This window comes from Aliirhizobium wenxiniae (genome assembly GCF_019511445.1).
In the GTDB taxonomy this organism is placed as follows: Bacteria; Pseudomonadota; Alphaproteobacteria; order Rhizobiales; family Rhizobiaceae; genus Neorhizobium; species Neorhizobium wenxiniae_A.
Genome location: NZ_JAEUAN010000012.1, coordinates 24,962 through 41,030, shown reverse-complemented (window position 1 = coordinate 41,030; position 16,069 = coordinate 24,962). Strand labels below are relative to the sequence as shown.

General features: G+C 56.8%; 19 protein-coding genes. 10 read left to right on the top strand and 9 right to left on the bottom strand.

Annotated elements, in window-relative coordinates; genetic code table 11:
• Window positions 1-9 precede the first annotated feature (9 nt).
• Window positions 10-132 carry a hypothetical protein gene (locus tag JNB91_RS31165; protein WP_262928009.1) on the bottom strand — a complete coding sequence of 41 codons (123 nt, stop codon included), beginning with the start codon at window positions 130-132 and terminating at the stop codon, window positions 10-12.
• Between the two features lie 440 nt (window positions 133-572).
• On the opposite strand from JNB91_RS31165, the gene JNB91_RS15805 reads away from it, so the two are divergent.
• The 3 genes from JNB91_RS15805 to JNB91_RS15795 all read left to right on the top strand — a co-directional run bounded on the left by JNB91_RS15805 (window position 573) and on the right by JNB91_RS15795 (window position 1,363).
• A complete protein-coding gene (locus tag JNB91_RS15805; protein WP_220326479.1) occupies window positions 573-728 on the top strand; it encodes a hypothetical protein in 156 nt (51 codons plus the stop codon).
• A gap of 245 nt (window positions 729-973) precedes the next feature.
• The gene (locus JNB91_RS15800; RefSeq protein ID WP_220326478.1) at window positions 974-1,153 is read left to right on the top strand and encodes a class IIb bacteriocin, lactobin A/cerein 7B family; all 180 of its coding nucleotides are present in this window, start codon (window positions 974-976) and stop codon (window positions 1,151-1,153) included.
• A gap of 42 nt (window positions 1,154-1,195) precedes the next feature.
• Window positions 1,196-1,363 carry a hypothetical protein gene (locus JNB91_RS15795; RefSeq protein ID WP_220326477.1) on the top strand — a complete coding sequence of 56 codons (168 nt, stop codon included), beginning with the start codon at window positions 1,196-1,198 and terminating at the stop codon, window positions 1,361-1,363.
• A gap of 659 nt (window positions 1,364-2,022) precedes the next feature.
• Here the strand turns inward: JNB91_RS15795 and JNB91_RS15790 are convergent.
• Window positions 2,023-2,871 carry a polyprenyl synthetase family protein gene (locus JNB91_RS15790; protein WP_220326476.1) on the bottom strand — a complete coding sequence of 283 codons (849 nt, stop codon included), beginning with the start codon at window positions 2,869-2,871 and terminating at the stop codon, window positions 2,023-2,025.
• A 243-nt stretch (window positions 2,872-3,114) separates the two neighbouring features.
• Between JNB91_RS15790 and fni the strand changes: the two genes are divergently transcribed.
• Genes fni through JNB91_RS15770 form a run of 4 tightly spaced genes read left to right on the top strand, consistent with a single transcriptional unit; the run spans window position 3,115 to window position 7,836 of the window.
• On the top strand, window positions 3,115-4,143 hold the full coding sequence (gene fni / locus JNB91_RS15785; RefSeq protein WP_220326475.1) for a type 2 isopentenyl-diphosphate Delta-isomerase: 1,029 nt from the start codon (window positions 3,115-3,117) through the stop codon (window positions 4,141-4,143).
• Entirely contained in the window at window positions 4,143-5,426 is a 1,284-nt protein-coding gene (gene crtY / locus JNB91_RS15780; RefSeq protein ID WP_220326474.1) for a lycopene beta-cyclase CrtY, read from the top strand. The genes fni and crtY overlap by 1 nt, the downstream gene beginning before the upstream one ends.
• A complete protein-coding gene (locus JNB91_RS15775; RefSeq protein WP_220326473.1) occupies window positions 5,423-6,916 on the top strand; it encodes a phytoene desaturase in 1,494 nt (497 codons plus the stop codon). Before crtY ends, JNB91_RS15775 begins: the two co-directional genes overlap by 4 nt.
• The gene (locus tag JNB91_RS15770) at window positions 6,913-7,836 is read left to right on the top strand and encodes a phytoene/squalene synthase family protein (protein WP_220326472.1); all 924 of its coding nucleotides are present in this window, start codon (window positions 6,913-6,915) and stop codon (window positions 7,834-7,836) included. The genes JNB91_RS15775 and JNB91_RS15770 overlap by 4 nt, the downstream gene beginning before the upstream one ends.
• A gap of 17 nt (window positions 7,837-7,853) precedes the next feature.
• Here JNB91_RS15770 and JNB91_RS15765 read toward each other — a convergent pair whose 3' ends face one another.
• The 4 genes from JNB91_RS15765 to JNB91_RS15750 are packed head-to-tail and all read right to left on the bottom strand — an operon-like array spanning window position 7,854 to window position 11,291.
• Window positions 7,854-8,348, bottom strand: a complete 495-nt coding sequence (locus tag JNB91_RS15765; RefSeq protein WP_220326471.1) for a sterol desaturase family protein — start codon at window positions 8,346-8,348, stop codon at window positions 7,854-7,856.
• 20 nt (window positions 8,349-8,368) lie between these two features.
• Window positions 8,369-9,130, bottom strand: a complete 762-nt coding sequence (locus tag JNB91_RS15760) for a fatty acid desaturase (RefSeq protein WP_223218200.1) — start codon at window positions 9,128-9,130, stop codon at window positions 8,369-8,371.
• Between the two features lie 11 nt (window positions 9,131-9,141).
• Window positions 9,142-10,350, bottom strand: a complete 1,209-nt coding sequence (locus JNB91_RS15755) for an ABC transporter permease (protein WP_220326469.1) — start codon at window positions 10,348-10,350, stop codon at window positions 9,142-9,144.
• On the bottom strand, window positions 10,347-11,291 hold the full coding sequence (locus JNB91_RS15750) for an ABC transporter ATP-binding protein (protein ID WP_220326468.1): 945 nt from the start codon (window positions 11,289-11,291) through the stop codon (window positions 10,347-10,349). Before JNB91_RS15750 ends, JNB91_RS15755 begins: the two co-directional genes overlap by 4 nt.
• Before the next feature lie 244 nt (window positions 11,292-11,535).
• On the opposite strand from JNB91_RS15750, the gene JNB91_RS15745 reads away from it, so the two are divergent.
• Window positions 11,536-12,090: a DUF2585 family protein gene (locus JNB91_RS15745; protein ID WP_220326467.1), complete on the top strand. Its 555-nt coding sequence runs from the start codon at window positions 11,536-11,538 to the stop codon at window positions 12,088-12,090.
• 23 nt (window positions 12,091-12,113) lie between these two features.
• A complete protein-coding gene (locus JNB91_RS15740; protein ID WP_220326466.1) occupies window positions 12,114-13,385 on the top strand; it encodes a glycosyltransferase in 1,272 nt (423 codons plus the stop codon).
• A gap of 236 nt (window positions 13,386-13,621) precedes the next feature.
• On the opposite strand, the gene JNB91_RS15735 is transcribed toward JNB91_RS15740, so the two are convergent.
• Complete coding sequence (locus JNB91_RS15735) at window positions 13,622-14,020, bottom strand: nuclear transport factor 2 family protein (RefSeq protein WP_220326465.1); 399 nt, start codon at window positions 14,018-14,020, stop codon at window positions 13,622-13,624.
• Window positions 14,021-14,159: 139 nt separating this feature from the next.
• Window positions 14,160-15,113 carry an NmrA/HSCARG family protein gene (locus JNB91_RS15730; protein WP_220326464.1) on the bottom strand — a complete coding sequence of 318 codons (954 nt, stop codon included), beginning with the start codon at window positions 15,111-15,113 and terminating at the stop codon, window positions 14,160-14,162.
• A 132-nt stretch (window positions 15,114-15,245) separates the two neighbouring features.
• Between JNB91_RS15730 and JNB91_RS15725 the strand changes: the two genes are divergently transcribed.
• Window positions 15,246-15,668, top strand: coding sequence for a winged helix-turn-helix transcriptional regulator (locus JNB91_RS15725; protein WP_220326463.1), 423 nt, complete (start codon window positions 15,246-15,248; stop codon window positions 15,666-15,668).
• Here the strand turns inward: JNB91_RS15725 and JNB91_RS15720 are convergent.
• Window positions 15,650-15,823 (bottom strand): hypothetical protein, encoded by a 174-nt coding sequence (locus JNB91_RS15720; protein WP_220326462.1) that lies wholly within the window; start codon window positions 15,821-15,823, stop codon window positions 15,650-15,652. The two genes, JNB91_RS15725 and JNB91_RS15720, sit on opposite strands and share 19 nt — an antisense overlap.
• Window positions 15,824-16,069 lie beyond the last annotated feature (246 nt).

Here is a 16,069-nt window from a genome sequence, read left to right as displayed (position 1 = left end):
ATCGGCAGGTTAAAGGCTTCGGCTCCAGAGATACTGAGCAAGCCGGTTAACGAGGCCGCCGAGATGGACCGCGCCGGATACGTCGTCGATTTCGGTCACCGACAGTTCCCTGATTTCAGTGCTCTTTTGCATGATTGCTCCTGTCTATTTCTTGCATAAGCTTCGTGGATGTTCGGGCTCTCGACCGGCTGGTCTGTCAACGCGGCGCGAGCACGCACTCCACACCCGTCGTTTATCGTTGAGCGGGACGCCGATATTTTAGCGCTTGCAGGGCAATATCAATTAGTGCGAATGGGCTATAGCCTTAGGTCGTCTTCGACCGGGGCAAAAACCTCCATCAACGCAAAAATCGCAATGGAAACTTGGACCATGCGGTTAGTGCTCTGTATTTATTGACGATTTTTTGACACGGCTCGGCGTTGATCAAATCTCGTTTTGACTGACCTGCACATTCGCTGCGCCGTAGTAGATCGCCATAGGGCGTCTGTGCTAGTTGCGGTGGCAAAAACCTCCAGCATACCGTGCTTCCGGCCTCGGGATGCGAGGCTACTTGAAAAAATCAGGAGGTTTTGATGAATACGACCAAGATGAAAGACGAGATCGTCGAACTGTGTGCAGATGACGTCGATCTCGTGTCCGGCGGTGTCGTCGGTCACGTCGCGGTTGCCGTGGGCATGCTCTATATTGCCTACCAGGTCGTCCGGCATGTGGAACAACAGGCCATGTAAGGCTCCCAACTTCCGATCCTGTGAAAACTATTCGGTCGACAAAATCCGCAGGACCGATTGCGCTTGGATGGAGGAACTTGAAGGCAAGTAAAACAATACCTTCAATTGGCTTTGTCATACCACGTCCAATGGAGCATATCGGGCAGAGCCGTTCACGCTGGGCGTCTGCGGAAAGCCGAATATTTCCGAGCGTAGGCAATTTCTAATCTCAACAGCTCATGCATAAATCTAAGGAGAATACTTCGATGAAACGTATAGAATCTACCGTTCCGGCTCGACTGGCCTGCACGTCCGAGGCTGATTTTCTGACGCTCGACGATAATGACCTCGATCAGGTGTCGGGCGCAGTCGCACCCGTGCTGCTTTATGCAGCCGCTGCTGGTCTAGGGTGGGGAATTGCGGCCGGCTATTTGTCCAATCGCTGACAACGGTTTCACTCCGCGTTTTTAGCAAAAGGAAAATTAAATATGAATGAGATTATCTCTACCCGCGAAGACGAATTTTCAGAGATCTCCGATGCCGTTCTCGGAGACGTCAACGGTGGCCTTCTTCCTGCCGCCGCGGTCGGCATCTTCTTCGCCGCCGCGGCAGTTGGCTACATGATGGGTGCCGACTGGGCCAAGCAGGACAAATAGTTACCTGATCGCCGTCTCTCGTCCAAGCTGGCGGCGATTTGTGCTCTTTAACGGAAAGGAGGTGCACTCATGTCGACGAATGCATCTCCTTTTTTCTGCCGGATTACAGACACTGGCCCTCGTAGCCTTATTTGGCAGAATTTGGGCTCCACCTTCTCAAGAGCGAGCTTGAGAGACAAGCCTTTTGAGACCAAAAAAAAAGGACGTGAGCCGCTCCGATCATGCTGTCGCATTTGGTGATGCAATCAAAAAGCAATTTATATCCGTGCTGCATCGTCCTCGGATAAGCCTCGCTATATCGAGCGCTCGAGATCGAGAGTCGCCGGTTCGATCCCCATCAAGACTTGAGACCTAAATGAGGGAGCGAATGCGAGTGACATAGATCGATCCGTTCAAGGAACTCTCGCGACATGTTCCAGTTAGTGGGTAGAACGGAGACATGTAGCAATGACGAGAGACGAACTGCGGAACGCGTGCTTTTCTTTCGAAGAGGAGCATGGCATGGAGGGATTCTGCGACGCCATGGCCGATATAATGGCTGAACGAATGGCGCTGAAGGGGTCAGTTCTTGAAGATGAGCTATCAGCGGTCAATCGGAATGACGCGAGGCAGCCCCTAAAGGACGCCTCCGATAACTGAATAACTTTCGGCGCTTGGGGCTACCCTTCAATCGGCTGCTTCGCGGCTCTTTCGCGTCCTACGGTCGGTACCATCTTGTGTATTGAACGCAGCATGAAACGGATAGGTTCTTCCTCGACGCCACAGCGGGGAAGGGCTAGATTTGCAGCGTGAAGATAATCTATATAGGTGCGGCGAGTAGCAGCCTCACCACTTTTGGTCACCATGGTGTCCCGATCAGTGTCCTTGCCAACGTCCTTCCCCAAAGCACTTGTTGCTGCAATCGCGTCCACAAGATCGTCTAGCGCCTGGAACGCCGAGCCTAAGTGAAACGCAAACTCCGTCAACGCTGTTTGCTGGTGAATCGGCCGTGATGAGAGGGTCGACGCCATTTCCGCCATCGCGGCAAATAGCCTTCCGGTCTTCAGCCAGTTTTTCTGCTCGACATCCAGCGAGGTGCCGCTGACACCCCTCAGATCTATCTCTTGCCCGGCGGCAAGGCCAGTGTGTCCTACCGCGTGGCTCAGGATTGCCGCCATTCGGGCTCGAGAAGTATCTGTCACACCATTAACGGTTGAAAGAACACGTATCCCCAGCGTCAGAAGGGATATAGCCGCAAGGATCGCTGTGGCCTGGCCGAACGCTCTGTGGGTTGTGGGCTTTTCTCTTCGAAGTTCCGCGTCGTCCATGCAGGGCAAGTCGTCAAGGATCAGAGATGCCGTGTGAACCATCTCCACGGCGCAGCCGATATCGATCGAAGCATCCAAACAGTCCTCGCGACTGACCATCATCACAAATATGAGTGGCCTGAACCGTTTGCCGCCATCAAGAAGCGCGTGGCTCATGGCCGACAGAAGGTGAGCCGGGGCATAATCGTCGGAAACGAGCAATGTCCGAAGTCGATCGTCAATCCTGGACCGTAGCTTGCTGGCCGTTTGCGCAACGAACTCTTGGTCATCCAGAGTTCGCAGCCATTGCGGTTCAACCAGCTGCCCGGTTGTTGCGCGAAAAGTCGTAGAGTTTATCACTCGTGTACCGGACATTCAGCAAGCCTACCCTATATGACATTAAAGTTCCGGCTTGCCGGTCGCTCTAATATATCTGTAGCACACGCCGCTAGATGAAAGGCCTCGATGCTTGAAGAACGGAAAAAACAGCACTTAGACATAGTTCTGGGCAGTGAGAGTATCTCGAGCGGCGTTACGACAGGTTTCGAGGCAATTCGCTTCGAGCATGTTGCGCTACCTGAATTAGACATGTCCGCCATCGATATATCCACGGATTTTCTTGGGAAAAATCTGAAAGCCCCATTCCTTGTTAGCTCGATGACGGGTGGAGCAGAGCAGGCCCAGAAGATCAATCACAATATTGCTATCGCCTGCGAGTGTCTTGGCGTCGCATTTGCTGTCGGCTCCCAGCGGGTGGCTCTCGATACAAATTCCGATTGGGGGATGAACCGCGAACTGCGGCGTCTCGCACCGAGCATACCAATTCTCGGCAATATCGGCGCAGCTCAGCTCAACACCGGCTACGGCATCGATCAGGCGCGCAGGGCGATTGAAATGATTGATGCAGACGCCCTGATCATTCACCTCAACCCGTTGCAAGAAGCAGTCCAGCCTGAAGGCGATCGCGACTGGAGAGGACTGACCGAGAAGATTGGCTTCCTTAGCCAATCGCTCCATGTGCCACTGGTCGTCAAAGAGGTCGGCTCGGCCGTCTCGCCGATGGTTGCAAAGAAACTGATATCGCTTGGAGTCCGTATCATCGACGTTGCGGGTGCAGGAGGTACGAGCTGGGCAGCTGTCGAAGCACATCGCGCAACGACCGTTTCCGAGGCCGCTATCGCGTCGGCTTTTGTCGACTGGGGGCAGCCAACCGCTTACGCAATCTCGGCGATGCGCAAAAGTTTGCCAGACGTTTTTATCATCGGTTCGGGAGGCGTACGAAATGGCGTGGATGCTGCGAAGGCAATTCGGCTAGGCGCGAATATCGTCGGGCAGGCCGCCTCGGTGCTTCGGTCGGCAACGTCGTCACCGGAAGACGTCGCCGATCACTTCGAGGTCATGTCGGCGCAGCTAAGGGTCGCGTGTTTTTGTACAGGATCATCCAATCTCGCAGATCTCAGGGTCGCGAGGCTCCAAACTGACTCATTTCCTTGATGGTCGATCCCGTGGTACCAGAAACGCCAGCGCCGAAGGCTAAAGCCGCCGCCAGGGCGGGGCCCGACCTCGACTGTGGCGGAAATTCCGGGTCGATGGAGAGCGGACCGGCCGGTCCGACTCCACCCCTCGTCCTCGTCGGGGCAGGTCTTGCTAGCGCGATCATCGCGCAACGGCTCTCGACTGTCCAAAATGCGCTGCAGGTCATCATTGTCGAATCGACGGACACGCCCTTCGGCGAGCATACTTGGTGCTTCCACAAATCAGATGTTCAACCCACCAGCCTTGGCTGGATAGCGCCGCTGATCGCTTATGAATGGGAGGAACAGTCGGTTCGATTCACCGGTTACGAGCGCCACTTGCCGTCTGGATATTGTTCGCTAACGTCGGCGTCCGTCAGCGAAGCAATCGGGCGTTTGCCGACTGTGTCACTCATTAAGAACACTGAAGTAACAGCGCTTTCGGCTGCTCAGGTCACGTTCGCCAATGGCGGTACACAAGCAGCCTCGTGTGTCATCGATTGCCGGGGGTATCGACCAAGCGCATCGATGGTCCTTGGCTACCAGAAGTTCGTCGGCCTTGAAGTGGAGTTGTCGGAGCCTCATGGCTTGCCGCACCCAGTCATCATGGACGCAACAGTGGAACAGCTTGACGGCTACCGTTTCGTCTACCTGCTTCCGGTGTCGCCGACGCGCGTGCTGATCGAAGACACCCGCTACTCAGAGGGCGCCGACCTCGACGGTGCGGCGCTTTCCGAGGATATCCACGCCTACGCCAACAGCCACGGTTGGAACATTCAGCGAGTCGTCCGCCGCGAGAACGGCGTTCTGCCGATTGTGCTTGCACATGATTTTGAGCGCTTCTGGTCGGAATTGCCGGTGGACATCGCCCATGCCGGTCTACGCGCAGGCCTCTTCCATCCGACCACGGGCTACAGCTTGCCCGATGCGGTCCATGTCGCTGATCTGATCGCCGAAAACTGGCCAATCGGCACCGCCGCTCTGGCTGCCGTGATTCGCCGACATGCCGCACGTCAACACAGGAAACAGGGCTTCTACCGCCTGCTCAACAGAATGCTGTTTCTTGCCGCGGAGCCCGACAAGCGCCATCTTGTGCTCGAACGTTTCTACAAACTACCGACGCCACTTATCGAACGGTTCTATGCCGGACGGACAACGACGACCGATATACTACGCATTCTTACCGGAAAGCCACCGGTCCCCATCCACAGGGCTCTTGCATGTTTAAGCGAGGCCCAGTTGTTCGAGAACGACTCCTTATGAGCGGAAGCAATAAAACAGCAGCGGTTATCGGTGCGGGCTTCGGCGGGCTCGCGCTCGCCATCCGGCTGCAGAGTGCCGGGATCCAGACGGTCGTTTACGAGAAGCGCGACAAACCAGGCGGCCGCGCCTATGTCTACAATGATGACGGCTTTACGTTCGATGCGGGACCAACCGTGATCACAGATCCAGACTGTCTGGAGCAGCTGTGGGCTCTTTCCGGACAGCGGTTGTGCGATGATGTGACCCTACTTCCAGTAACTCCATTTTACCAGTTGTGCTGGGAAGACGGATACCGCTTCAACTACGCCAACGACCAGGCCGAGATCGATAATCAGATCGCTGCGAAATCGCCTGAGGATGTCGAGGGTTACAGGCGCTTCCTCGCCTATTCCGAAGATCTTTACCGTGAGGGCTATGAGAAGCTCGGCACAGTGCCGTTTTTAAACTTCTGGTCGATGGCGAAGGTTGCGCCGCAACTAATACGGCTGGAAAGCCATCGCAGCGTCTATTCCAAGGTGAGCCAGTTTATCAAGGACGATCAACTGCGCCAAGCCTTCAGCTTCCACTCCCTGCTGGTCGGCGGCAATCCCTTCCGCACCTCTTCGATTTACGGCCTCATCCATGCGCTTGAACGCAAGGGCGGCGTGTGGTTCGCCAAGGGAGGGACCGGCGCGCTGATTGCCGGCATGGTCAAGCACTTCGAACGGCTTGGCGGGACGCTCCAGCTAAATGCGGAAATCGACCGCATTGAGGCTCGGGACAACAAGGTCTCCAGCGTTACTCTGAAGGATGGCAACAGCCGGAGCTTCGACCAGATCGCGTCGAATGCCGATGTTGTACACACATACAAGCATATGCTTCGCGATACGAACCGTGGGCGGTCGAATGGCCGCGCGCTGGAAAAGAAAAGCTACTCCATGTCGCTGTTCGTCGTCTATTTCGGCCTGAAGACCCAGCACCCCGAACTCAAGCATCACATGGTCCTGTTCGGTAACAGGTACAAAGAGCTCATATCGGAAATCTTCTCTACGGACGGCCTGGCGGAAGACTTCTCACTCTATCTGCACGCGCCTTCCGTGACCGATGACAGCCTCGCGCCTCCGGGGTCGAGCGCCTACTACGTGCTGTCGCCCGTGCCGCATCTTGGCACCGCAGACATCGACTGGAGCGTTGAAGGTCCGAAATATCGTGACCGTATTCTGCGATATCTGAACGACCGCTATATCCCAAACCTTCTCAAAGACCTCGTGACGGTCAGGCACTTCACGCCCTTCGATTTCCGCGACGAGCTCAACGCGCATCACGGATCGGCCTTCTCCGTCGAACCCGTCCTGACACAAAGCGCCTGGTTCAGGCCTCACAACCGCGACGACAGTTTCTCCAACCTTTACGTGGTCGGAGCAGGCACGCATCCCGGTGCGGGCATTCCGGGTGTGGTCGGATCCGCAAAGGCAACTGCGGGATTGATGATCGAGGACGCGCTGAAATGACTGACGCCGTTATCGCCAAGAGCGAGCAAGCCATCGCGCAAGGGTCGCAGAGTTTCGCCACAGCCGCGCGGCTGTTCGACCGCAGGACGCGTGACGACGCGGTGATGCTCTATGCGTGGTGCCGCTATTGCGACGACGTCATCGATGGGCAGACGTTGGGGCACGACCAGACTGGCAACTTTCGTGACGGCCAGCAGTATCGGCTGTCGGTTCTTCGGCATCAGACCGCGGCGGCCTTGTGCGGCGGTCAGACGAATGAGCCGGTCTTTCAGGCTCTCTGCCGAGTGGTTGATCGCCACCAGATCCCGGTACGCCATCCCGAAGAGCTTCTGAGAGGTTTTGAGATGGATGTGGAGGAACGCAGCTACGCCACGATCGAAGACACGCTTGACTACTGCTATCATGTGGCGGGGGTCGTCGGCGTGATGATGTCGATGATTATGGGGGCTCGCGACCCTCACGTTCTCGATAGAGCCTGCGACTTGGGCATCGCGTTTCAGTTGACCAACATCGCTCGCGATGTGGTAGAGGATGCGCGGGCAGGGCGGTACTACATGCCCGCTGACGTCCTTGCCCGGCACGGCATAACCGAGATCGATCCTAACGATAGAACGCAACGCACGCAGCTCCACGCGGCGGCGGTCGAACTTCTCGATGTTGCAGAGGCCTATTACCAATCCGCCTATCAGGGACTTGCCTCATTGCCGCCGCGCTCGGCCTGGGCGATTGCGACGGCTCGCCGTGTATACAGGGCTATCGGCACCAAGCTGCGGACAGCAGGTCCGAACGCCTGGGAAGAACGTGTCTCGACGACAAAGGCCGAGAAGGCGGCGCTGTTGAGTGTCGCGCTTGGAGACGTTGTGCGCTCGCGTCTTCGCACGCAGGAGGTTCCCCGGCAAGGGTTATGGCAACGACCTTAGCTATGCCAAGCATCGCGTCATTCTTGTTCAGGCGCCTGAGTGCTGAGCTTCTGCTTGTTTTCCTGCAGCTCCCTCACTAGCGTTTCTGCCGGTTTCGCATAAACGAAGCCAAACGATACGCAGCCATCGCGACCTTCGACCGCATGATGAAGACGGTGCGCCTGATAGACGCGCTTCAGATAACCTCTGCGTGGAATGTATCGAAAGGGCCAGCGCTGATGGACGAGACCGTCATGCATAAAGAAGTACAGAAGGCCGTAGACAGAAACGCCGATGGCGATCCACCATATCGGCCAGTACCAGTTGCCGATGACGAACATGGCAATCGAGATGACGGCGAAGATGACAGCGTAGAGATCATTCTTCTCCAACGCGTGATCATGGGGTTCGTGGTGTGATTTGTGCCAGCGCCATCCCCAGCCGTGCATGATGTGTTTATGGGACCATGCGGCAAACCATTCCATAAATACGATAGTTCCGATGACCAGCGCGGCCGGGACCAGATAGCTCATAAGACTCTCCAAAAACGACCTTAATCCTGCCCATGGCGCAAAAGATGAGCGCGATGAGCCGGCAACTTCCACCATGGCACCCAGGGCGCTTCATGATGTTCATGATGATAGCCAAAGTGGAAGCACGTCAAAAGCGACAGAAGGGGCGAAAATTCGTTGCTTCTTGCGCGATGCTTGTCCGCAAACGGCATGTCATCGACGCGGTGTGGCCGATACGTTCCAAAATAGAAGAGCTGGACAGACGACATGATTGCAGGCAGCGCCCAGAATATCAACATCGTCGGGAAGCGTTCCTGCAGGATGACGAGGTAGACAATCACGGCCACTGTCAGAGTCGCGAACTCCCGCCAGCCGAAATAATATTGGAAGAACTTGACGTACCACGGCCAGAATTGCGCCGAATGTTCGGTGTCGAAATCGGGATCGTCGGCGGTGCCTGCGTGGCGGTGATGTTCGTGGTGGTTCTCGTGGAGCTTTTCGTACGAAAATCCCGCGTAAATAAAGACGCAAAAGCGACCGATCGCCCGGTTGATGGCCGGATATTGCGGTAGCATCGAGCCATGCATCGTGTCGTGCGCAACGATGAAAAGGCCAACACTCAGCCAGCACTGGATAGCGATCACGAAAGGTGCAGCAAGAAATCGGCCGGGCACCGTCCAGTCGATCAAGAAAATCGCAGTGACATGGAGCGTCATCCATGCTGCGACGATGAGGCCTGCCAACAACAAGCCTGTCGCGACATCCCTCCGGTCACCTTGCTTTGATCCTTCGTTGGTGCTCATCGCTCCATTCATCAGAACCTCAGCCTCCGTCGCGAGACGACAAGAGCGCAAGCTGTGCCGACGACAGCCATTGCCACAAGTGAAACTATCTCTGGAATAACATCCGACAAGGTCTCTTGTCTCCAGAATACCCCGTAATAGGCTTCGATCGCCCAGGTGTTCGGGGTGAAGCGACCGATGGTCTGCAGGAACTCCGGCATCATGAAGCGCGGTACCATAGAGCCGCCGACGGCCGAACAGATGAGCACGACAAAGGTGGAAACAGTCTGCGCCTGCTGTTTCGTTGTGCAAGCCGTCACAACCGCGAGCGCGAGACCGGAGGCGCCCAGCGCCGCGGCAACGGTAATCAGCATCCACAGATCCAGTCGCCTGGTAACGTCGACCTCATACATCAGCTGCGCGACGATGAAGATAAGGCCGACCTGCATGATACCCTGGACCGTCAGGAACATAAGTTTACCCAGCACGACCACGGCGCTGCCGCCCGGGCCGATCGCAATACGATCGATTATGCCCGTGTTTCGCTCCTCAATCAGGATCGCAGCGCTTTGCAGAGACGCAAACAGCAGAAAGAGAATGGCGACGGCGCCCGCATAATAGGTCACCGTAGCCCCGGAGCTTTCGGATGAACCGACGGACGCCGTCGTGACTAGGCCGGGCGCATGGGTGGCCGCCTGCGGTTCGCTTACAAGTGCGGCCGCTTCGATAGCGGCTGCAAGCCGTGCCGACTGCTCCGGCGTGAATGTGCGGACAACGCGCTTAAGCGTGATGGCTGTGCGCGAAAGGAGGAGATCTGGTAGCCGACGCGCAACCAGTTCCTGGACGCGACCGGAAACGATACTGCCGACCATCAGTTTAGACGGTTCAACAAGCACCTCGAGAGGTGCGGCTCCGGTATCGTCGATCTCCCCTCGGATGACAAGGCCGACATCGGCAGCACCTTGTTTGACAAGGCTCTCGACCTCGGCCCGGTTTAAGCGCAAAGCGCCGATGACCTCAAATGCCGGCTCCTTACGGAGCGCCTCTTCCAGACGCTGCGACGCTGGCGTGGATGAAAGGTTCGCGATTGCAATCTTCAGATCCAGCTTGTCGCTCGTCGTTCCCGAGAATATGGAGGCGAAGATCACGAAAATCGCCGGAGGCAGCACAAATGCCAGAACCAGCGCCCCGCGATCGCGCAAAAGCCCCAACGTCATCACACGAAGCATGGCGAGGATCATGGCCGAGATCCTCTAAGACCGGTATCCGATTGGTCCGCAAGGCGAAGGAAAAGGCTGTCAAGGCCGGGCTTGCGAAACCGGATCTCCTTCGTTGCGATGCCGGATTGTTCCAGATGTTCGGTGATCTCTTGAAGCGGCGAGTTGCTGATGACGCTCCAGCACTGCCCTCCCTCGACAGGGGAAAACCCGCGCCCGCGCAGAACGGCCTCATCTGTCGCGGAGACCGGCTGTTCCGACACGATGATGATCTCGTGCTGTCCGTCAAACGCCAGATCGAGGAGGGCGCGCGGGGCTCCCTGCGGTCCGATAACGCCCTGATGGAGAAAGCCGACCTGCGTGCAGAGGGTTTCCGCTTGCTGCAGATCATGGGTGATCAGCAGGATCCCGACTCCGCTGTCACGAAGGTTGAGAATGACGTTCTGCAAGGTGATGCGAGCCTCGATGTCGACGCCGACCATCGGCTCATCCAGAATGAGAAGAGCAGGGCGATGCAGGATTGCAGCGGCTATATTGACGCGACGCTTCCATCCCCCGGACAAGACTTCGACCCGCTCATGAAGACGGTCCGCCAAAGCTGTGTGCTTGATGACCTCAATAATCGCGTCTTTGGTTGCGGCAGCGCTCAGGCCGGACAACCGTCCGAAGACCTGCAGGTTCTCCAATATCGTCAGGTGCTGATAAAGCGCTATTTCCTGCGGGACAAGTCCGATCTGCCGGACAACGCCGTGCCGTATCGCCTGTCCGCTGATCATGATCGTTCCTTTGCGCGGCTTTAGCCGACCGCATATGGCACGTATCAACGTTGTCTTGCCGGCGCCGTTCTGGCCAAACAGACCGAATATCTCGCCGCGCTCGATGCGCATGTTGATCCGACGGAGTATTTCGCGGTCGCCATAGCAGGCACTGAGATCATGAATCTCGAGAGCAGCGGGAATTTCCATGAAATCGCACTCCTTCCGTCGTTACCATTAACACGGACAGTCTGATCTGACAGCTAGCACCGGATCGATAACGGCCATCGACAATTCGAACCATTTGACGCCTGGCTAGTTGAACGCTGCGTAATTTTTTCGAATGCAAATCAAGGGGTCGCGCTTGAGCCTTGCCAAACTGACCGCGTCCCGAAGATCGCAAATGCTTGTTGCGGCTTTCGTATGTGGGTACTTGGCGGATTAGGAACGTGGAATGCATAGCAGTAACGACTTTGTCTCGCGGTCGCGTCGCCATTTAACAATCTCTTTCCTGCTCGTTTGTTCGCAGATTATCTGGTTGCTTTCGCTCGGGCGAAACTGGTTCTGTACCTGCGGGACGATCAGGCTTTGGGCGGGAATAGACCCGGGCCAGAACTCGCAACAGCTTTTCGACCCGTATTCTCTCCTCCACTTCGCATTCGGCTGCGGCCTCTATCTCTGGCTCACATCCGTGCGGCCGCAGTTCACGCTAGCCCGGCGGGCGGCCTATGCTGTGATGAGCAGCGTATTGTGGGAAATGTGCGAGAACCTTCCTTTCGTCATTGGTATTTTCGGTACCGGAGGTACGCAGCTCGCCTATTCCGGTGACAGTATCGTTAACTCGCTGTCCGACACATTCAGCGTTATTATCGGCTTCACAGTTGCCTCGCGCATCTCTACACCCATAACCGTATCGGCAATCCTCGCGCTGGAGGTCCTGACCTTTACCTGGATCGGCGATAGCGTGCTTGCGGGTGCCTTGCGCATCGTATCAGCGTCGATTGCATGACATTCAGCGAAACTTCTCAACGCGTGCTTGAAGACATTGTCGTCCACCCGAAAGGCACACTTTTGCATCTCGCATTGATCAGCCCCCCATTCAAAAGCCATATCGCCGTCTTCGAGACGGTCGGAGCCGAGCTTGTTCGCAGAGGTCACTCGGTTACCTTCGTCCTGAATGCCGGAGCCGAGCGGTACGTAGCTGAGGAGCATCGTGTCTGCGCGGTGGAGGGGACCGATGCTCGCGAGATGGAACGCGTGATCGATCGGGCGTCACGCCCCAGCGGACTTTTCGGCGTTCTGAGAACCGTTCACGACACGGTCATGCTGACGGACGCCCTCTGTGAACATGCGCCGGAACATCTTCGTGCACTCAGCATAGATGCCGTTCTTGGCGATCAGATGGAGCCAGCGGCTGGACTGCTCGCTCGTCATCTTGGGGTACCCATTATATCGATCGCTTGCGCACTCCCGATCGAACGCGATGAAACCATCCCGCTCCCGTTCCTGCCGTGGCTCTATGATCCGTCGCCCAAAGGGATCCGTCGGAACAGGGGAGGTGAGCGCGTCTCCCGACTGCTGCTGCTAGAGCAGAACCGGGTCATCAGGAAATGGTCACGCCGCTTTGGTTTTGGCGAGACATTCCACGACCTTCAATCATGCCTTTCCGATGTTGCGACAATTGCCCAGACGACGGTCGGATTCGATTTTCCCCGTGCCTCAGCCACTAGTCGTTTGCACATGGTCGGTCCGCTTCGAGAAGAAGAGCGGGAAGAGGACATCCCGTTCGACATCGACCCGGCCAAGCCCTTCGTCTTCATGTCTCTCGGCACGTTGCAGGGGCACCGCCGGTCCCTTTTCGCTGCCGCCGCCCGAGTCTGCCGCGAGCTTGATGTGCAGTTGCTCGTCGCCCATTGCGGTGGGCTTGATCGGAAACAGGCAGAAGTCTTGGGCGCCACCTGGGTCGTGGACTTCGCACCGCAGCGCGCCGTGCTTGCCCGTGCTGACCTTTGCATCACCCATTGTGGGATGAACACGGTCATGGACGCGCTCGAGTTCGGGACGCCCCTCCTTGCGCTCCCGATAGCATTCGATCAGCCCGGCGTCTCCGCCCGGATCGTCCATCATGGCGTCGGATTGCGACTTTCGACCCGACTTTTGAAAACGGGCAAGATGGAGCGAGCGATCGGGACGCTGCTGAGCGAGCCAGGCTACAAAAAGCGGGCGGGGGAGATAGGCCGTACTATCTCGGCAGCAGGCGGACTGCGCAAGGCGGCTGATATCATCGAGGCTGCCATCATCTGACCCCCTGGTGAAGATTTCCGGCACGCCTAAGGCGCTTACTGCTGAGTCGCATGTTCCATTCCTGTCAAGACCGAGGCTTCGGGATTGCCAACACTGAAAAGAATGGATCACAACATTTCACGGGGTGGCATCGAGAAGCTTTCCCTACGTGGGCAGTCCCGAAGCGACGATGCGCAATCCGCCGCTTCGCCACTGGGTACGCCGTAACTTTAACGGCGTCGCATATGAACCAAAGATCAACCAAATGTTTCCTGCACATGCATGAGGTCAGTGTATTCCCTCACGATCGCGATTTTTCCGTCACGTATCTTGAAGAGGAAAAAGTACTCGTTCTTATAGGCTTTGCCCGACTTTGTGGTTGCTTGCGATTGAGCTTCGGCAGCAACACTGTCACCCTCGCCCACCATGTTGATTATTTTCATATTCAGACCATTCGTGTAGGCCGAAAACATGTTGCGAAACATGGCTGCGGCCTCTGCTCGGGTCTTGGTGCCTGCGGACGAAAACAGGTGAGGCTTGCCGTTAACCCACCATGTTGCGTCCTCGGTCATGGCATCAATCAGTCCGGCCGTGTTCGACGTTCTGAAATGGTCGCAGAATTCTCGTACGATTTGCTTGTTGTCTTCTATGCTCATTGTTGTTTCTCCACTGTTAGGGCTGAAGGGAAACGGGCGGCGTGCGGGCTTCGAATGCAGATAAGGGCCTGACCGTGCTGTGCGGCGTCGGCGTCCACGGGACGATCTGCCTGCGCCCTGCTGACGCCGGTAGAGAGGTTCAAAGGCCGAACTGGGTCTTGTCGCCGCGCCATCCGGTCGACTTCAGGAACTGCTCCCAAGAGAGCGTTTGTGGGTTCAGGCGACGGCTCCACTCCAGGTCGTGTTCCTTGCCGAAGTAGCCGTACTCGGCAGCGAACTCGACCATGCCGATCAACTCGTCGACCAAAAGCTCGTTGGCGGCGAAACCCGGAAAGAATTTCAAAAGCTCTTCGCGCTTGAAAGCACTGCGGTATTCAGCTTTTACACCGGTGACGCGCTGGAATGTATCGACCATTTCGCGCGGAGAAAGGATGTCGCCGACGATCGGGAGTGTCTTGCCCTTGAAGGTCTGAGGGTTGGAGAACACGGACAGCACTGCCGGGCCGGTCGCGGTAACAGGATCGACAAAGGGTGCACGGAAATCCTCCGGCAGGTAGATCGGCATCAGGAGCGTATCGCCCTCCATCTGTGGCACATAGTATTCCAACAGGTTGGTATAGAAGAAGGCCAGCGAGACGAACGAGTGCGTTATCGGCAGCGTGCGAATGTAGTCGGCGACAAGGGCCTTGTCGGTGAAGTGCGGGGTGTACTTTTTGCCGCCGGAAATTTTTTCGACGTTTTCGAGGGTCGAGAAAACGATGTGCCCGACGCCGGCCTCAACCGCTGCATCTGCCAGCTGTTTGCCGAGAGCAAATTCGGCGTTGTATTGGGGCAGGAGCTGCGGCGTCATAAGATACGCGCCGTCGGCTCCCTTGAAGGCCGCCAAGAGATCCTTCTCATGGCCGAGGCCAAGCGGGGCGACGACGACTTCGGCACCGAGCTCCGCCAAGCTGCGGGCCCCGGCAGTGTCACGATCGCGGGTCAGCGCCCGGACCCGATACTGTTTGCTCTTGAGCAGCGTCGTGGCGACGCTGCGACCCTGCTTGCTGGTGGCGCCAACGACTGAGATCAGCGGCTTTTGTTCCATAGACATTTGAGTTGATTTCCTACTTTGGATGTGCGGCTGGACACGCGGCGCACCGGGTAGCGCGCCGTCTTTCCATGCCGCCCAAGTAAGGATACAATGACTATTGCTGAAGTACGTACAAAAAGAGCATGTAGTATCATGAATGATAGTGTCCCTTTGAAACGCAAGCGGCGGACGGCTCTCAGGACGGGCTGCGCTGTTGAAGCGACGATCTCAGTCATCGGCGGCGTGTGGAAACCGGTGATCCTCTTCCATCTGCTCGACGGCAAATTGCGCTTCAATGCCATTTGCCGCCTTACACCTGCGGCGACGCCGAGAATGATCACGCTTCAACTCAGAGAATTGGAGGCCGACGGCATCATCAGCCGGATCATATACCCCGAGGTGCCGCCGAAGGTAGAATATGAGCTCACCGATTTGGGGCGGTCCCTGGCTCCGGTACTTGTCAGCATGTGCAAGTGGGGGGAGAAACTGCAGGAACTCAGCGGGCTCCCGGTCGATACGGGCGCATGTAGAAGCACGCTGAGGCAGGAGGCCGTTCTTCACGAGAAGGACGCATAGTTGCCGTCTGAGGCGGCCTTACTGTCATTCGCTTTTCCAAGGCACTCGATCAGGATCTCGATCAGTATCTGGATATTCCGGGCAGGATACTGGCTGAGCGGTCCCACGACAAAATGCCGGTAGGCAAGATCGGGGCCATGCTCGGTATTGGCCAATAAGCTGTCTCGCCAACTCCCGCTTTCTGGCAATGATACAGGACGCGCTCCTGCAGTGGCGCGCTAGAGACCTTCAATCGTCGTGACCGTTCCGGATTTTGCAACTTAGATGATCGCAAATGGCACCTATCGCTCCTTTCACCAAGGTGCCAGTCTCCCCCTCGTTCAATCCGATCTGATCTTGTCTTAGCCAAAAATGCCTTGGTACCTTACCTCGACAGATGCTGCGAAGCATCCCTCTATGCC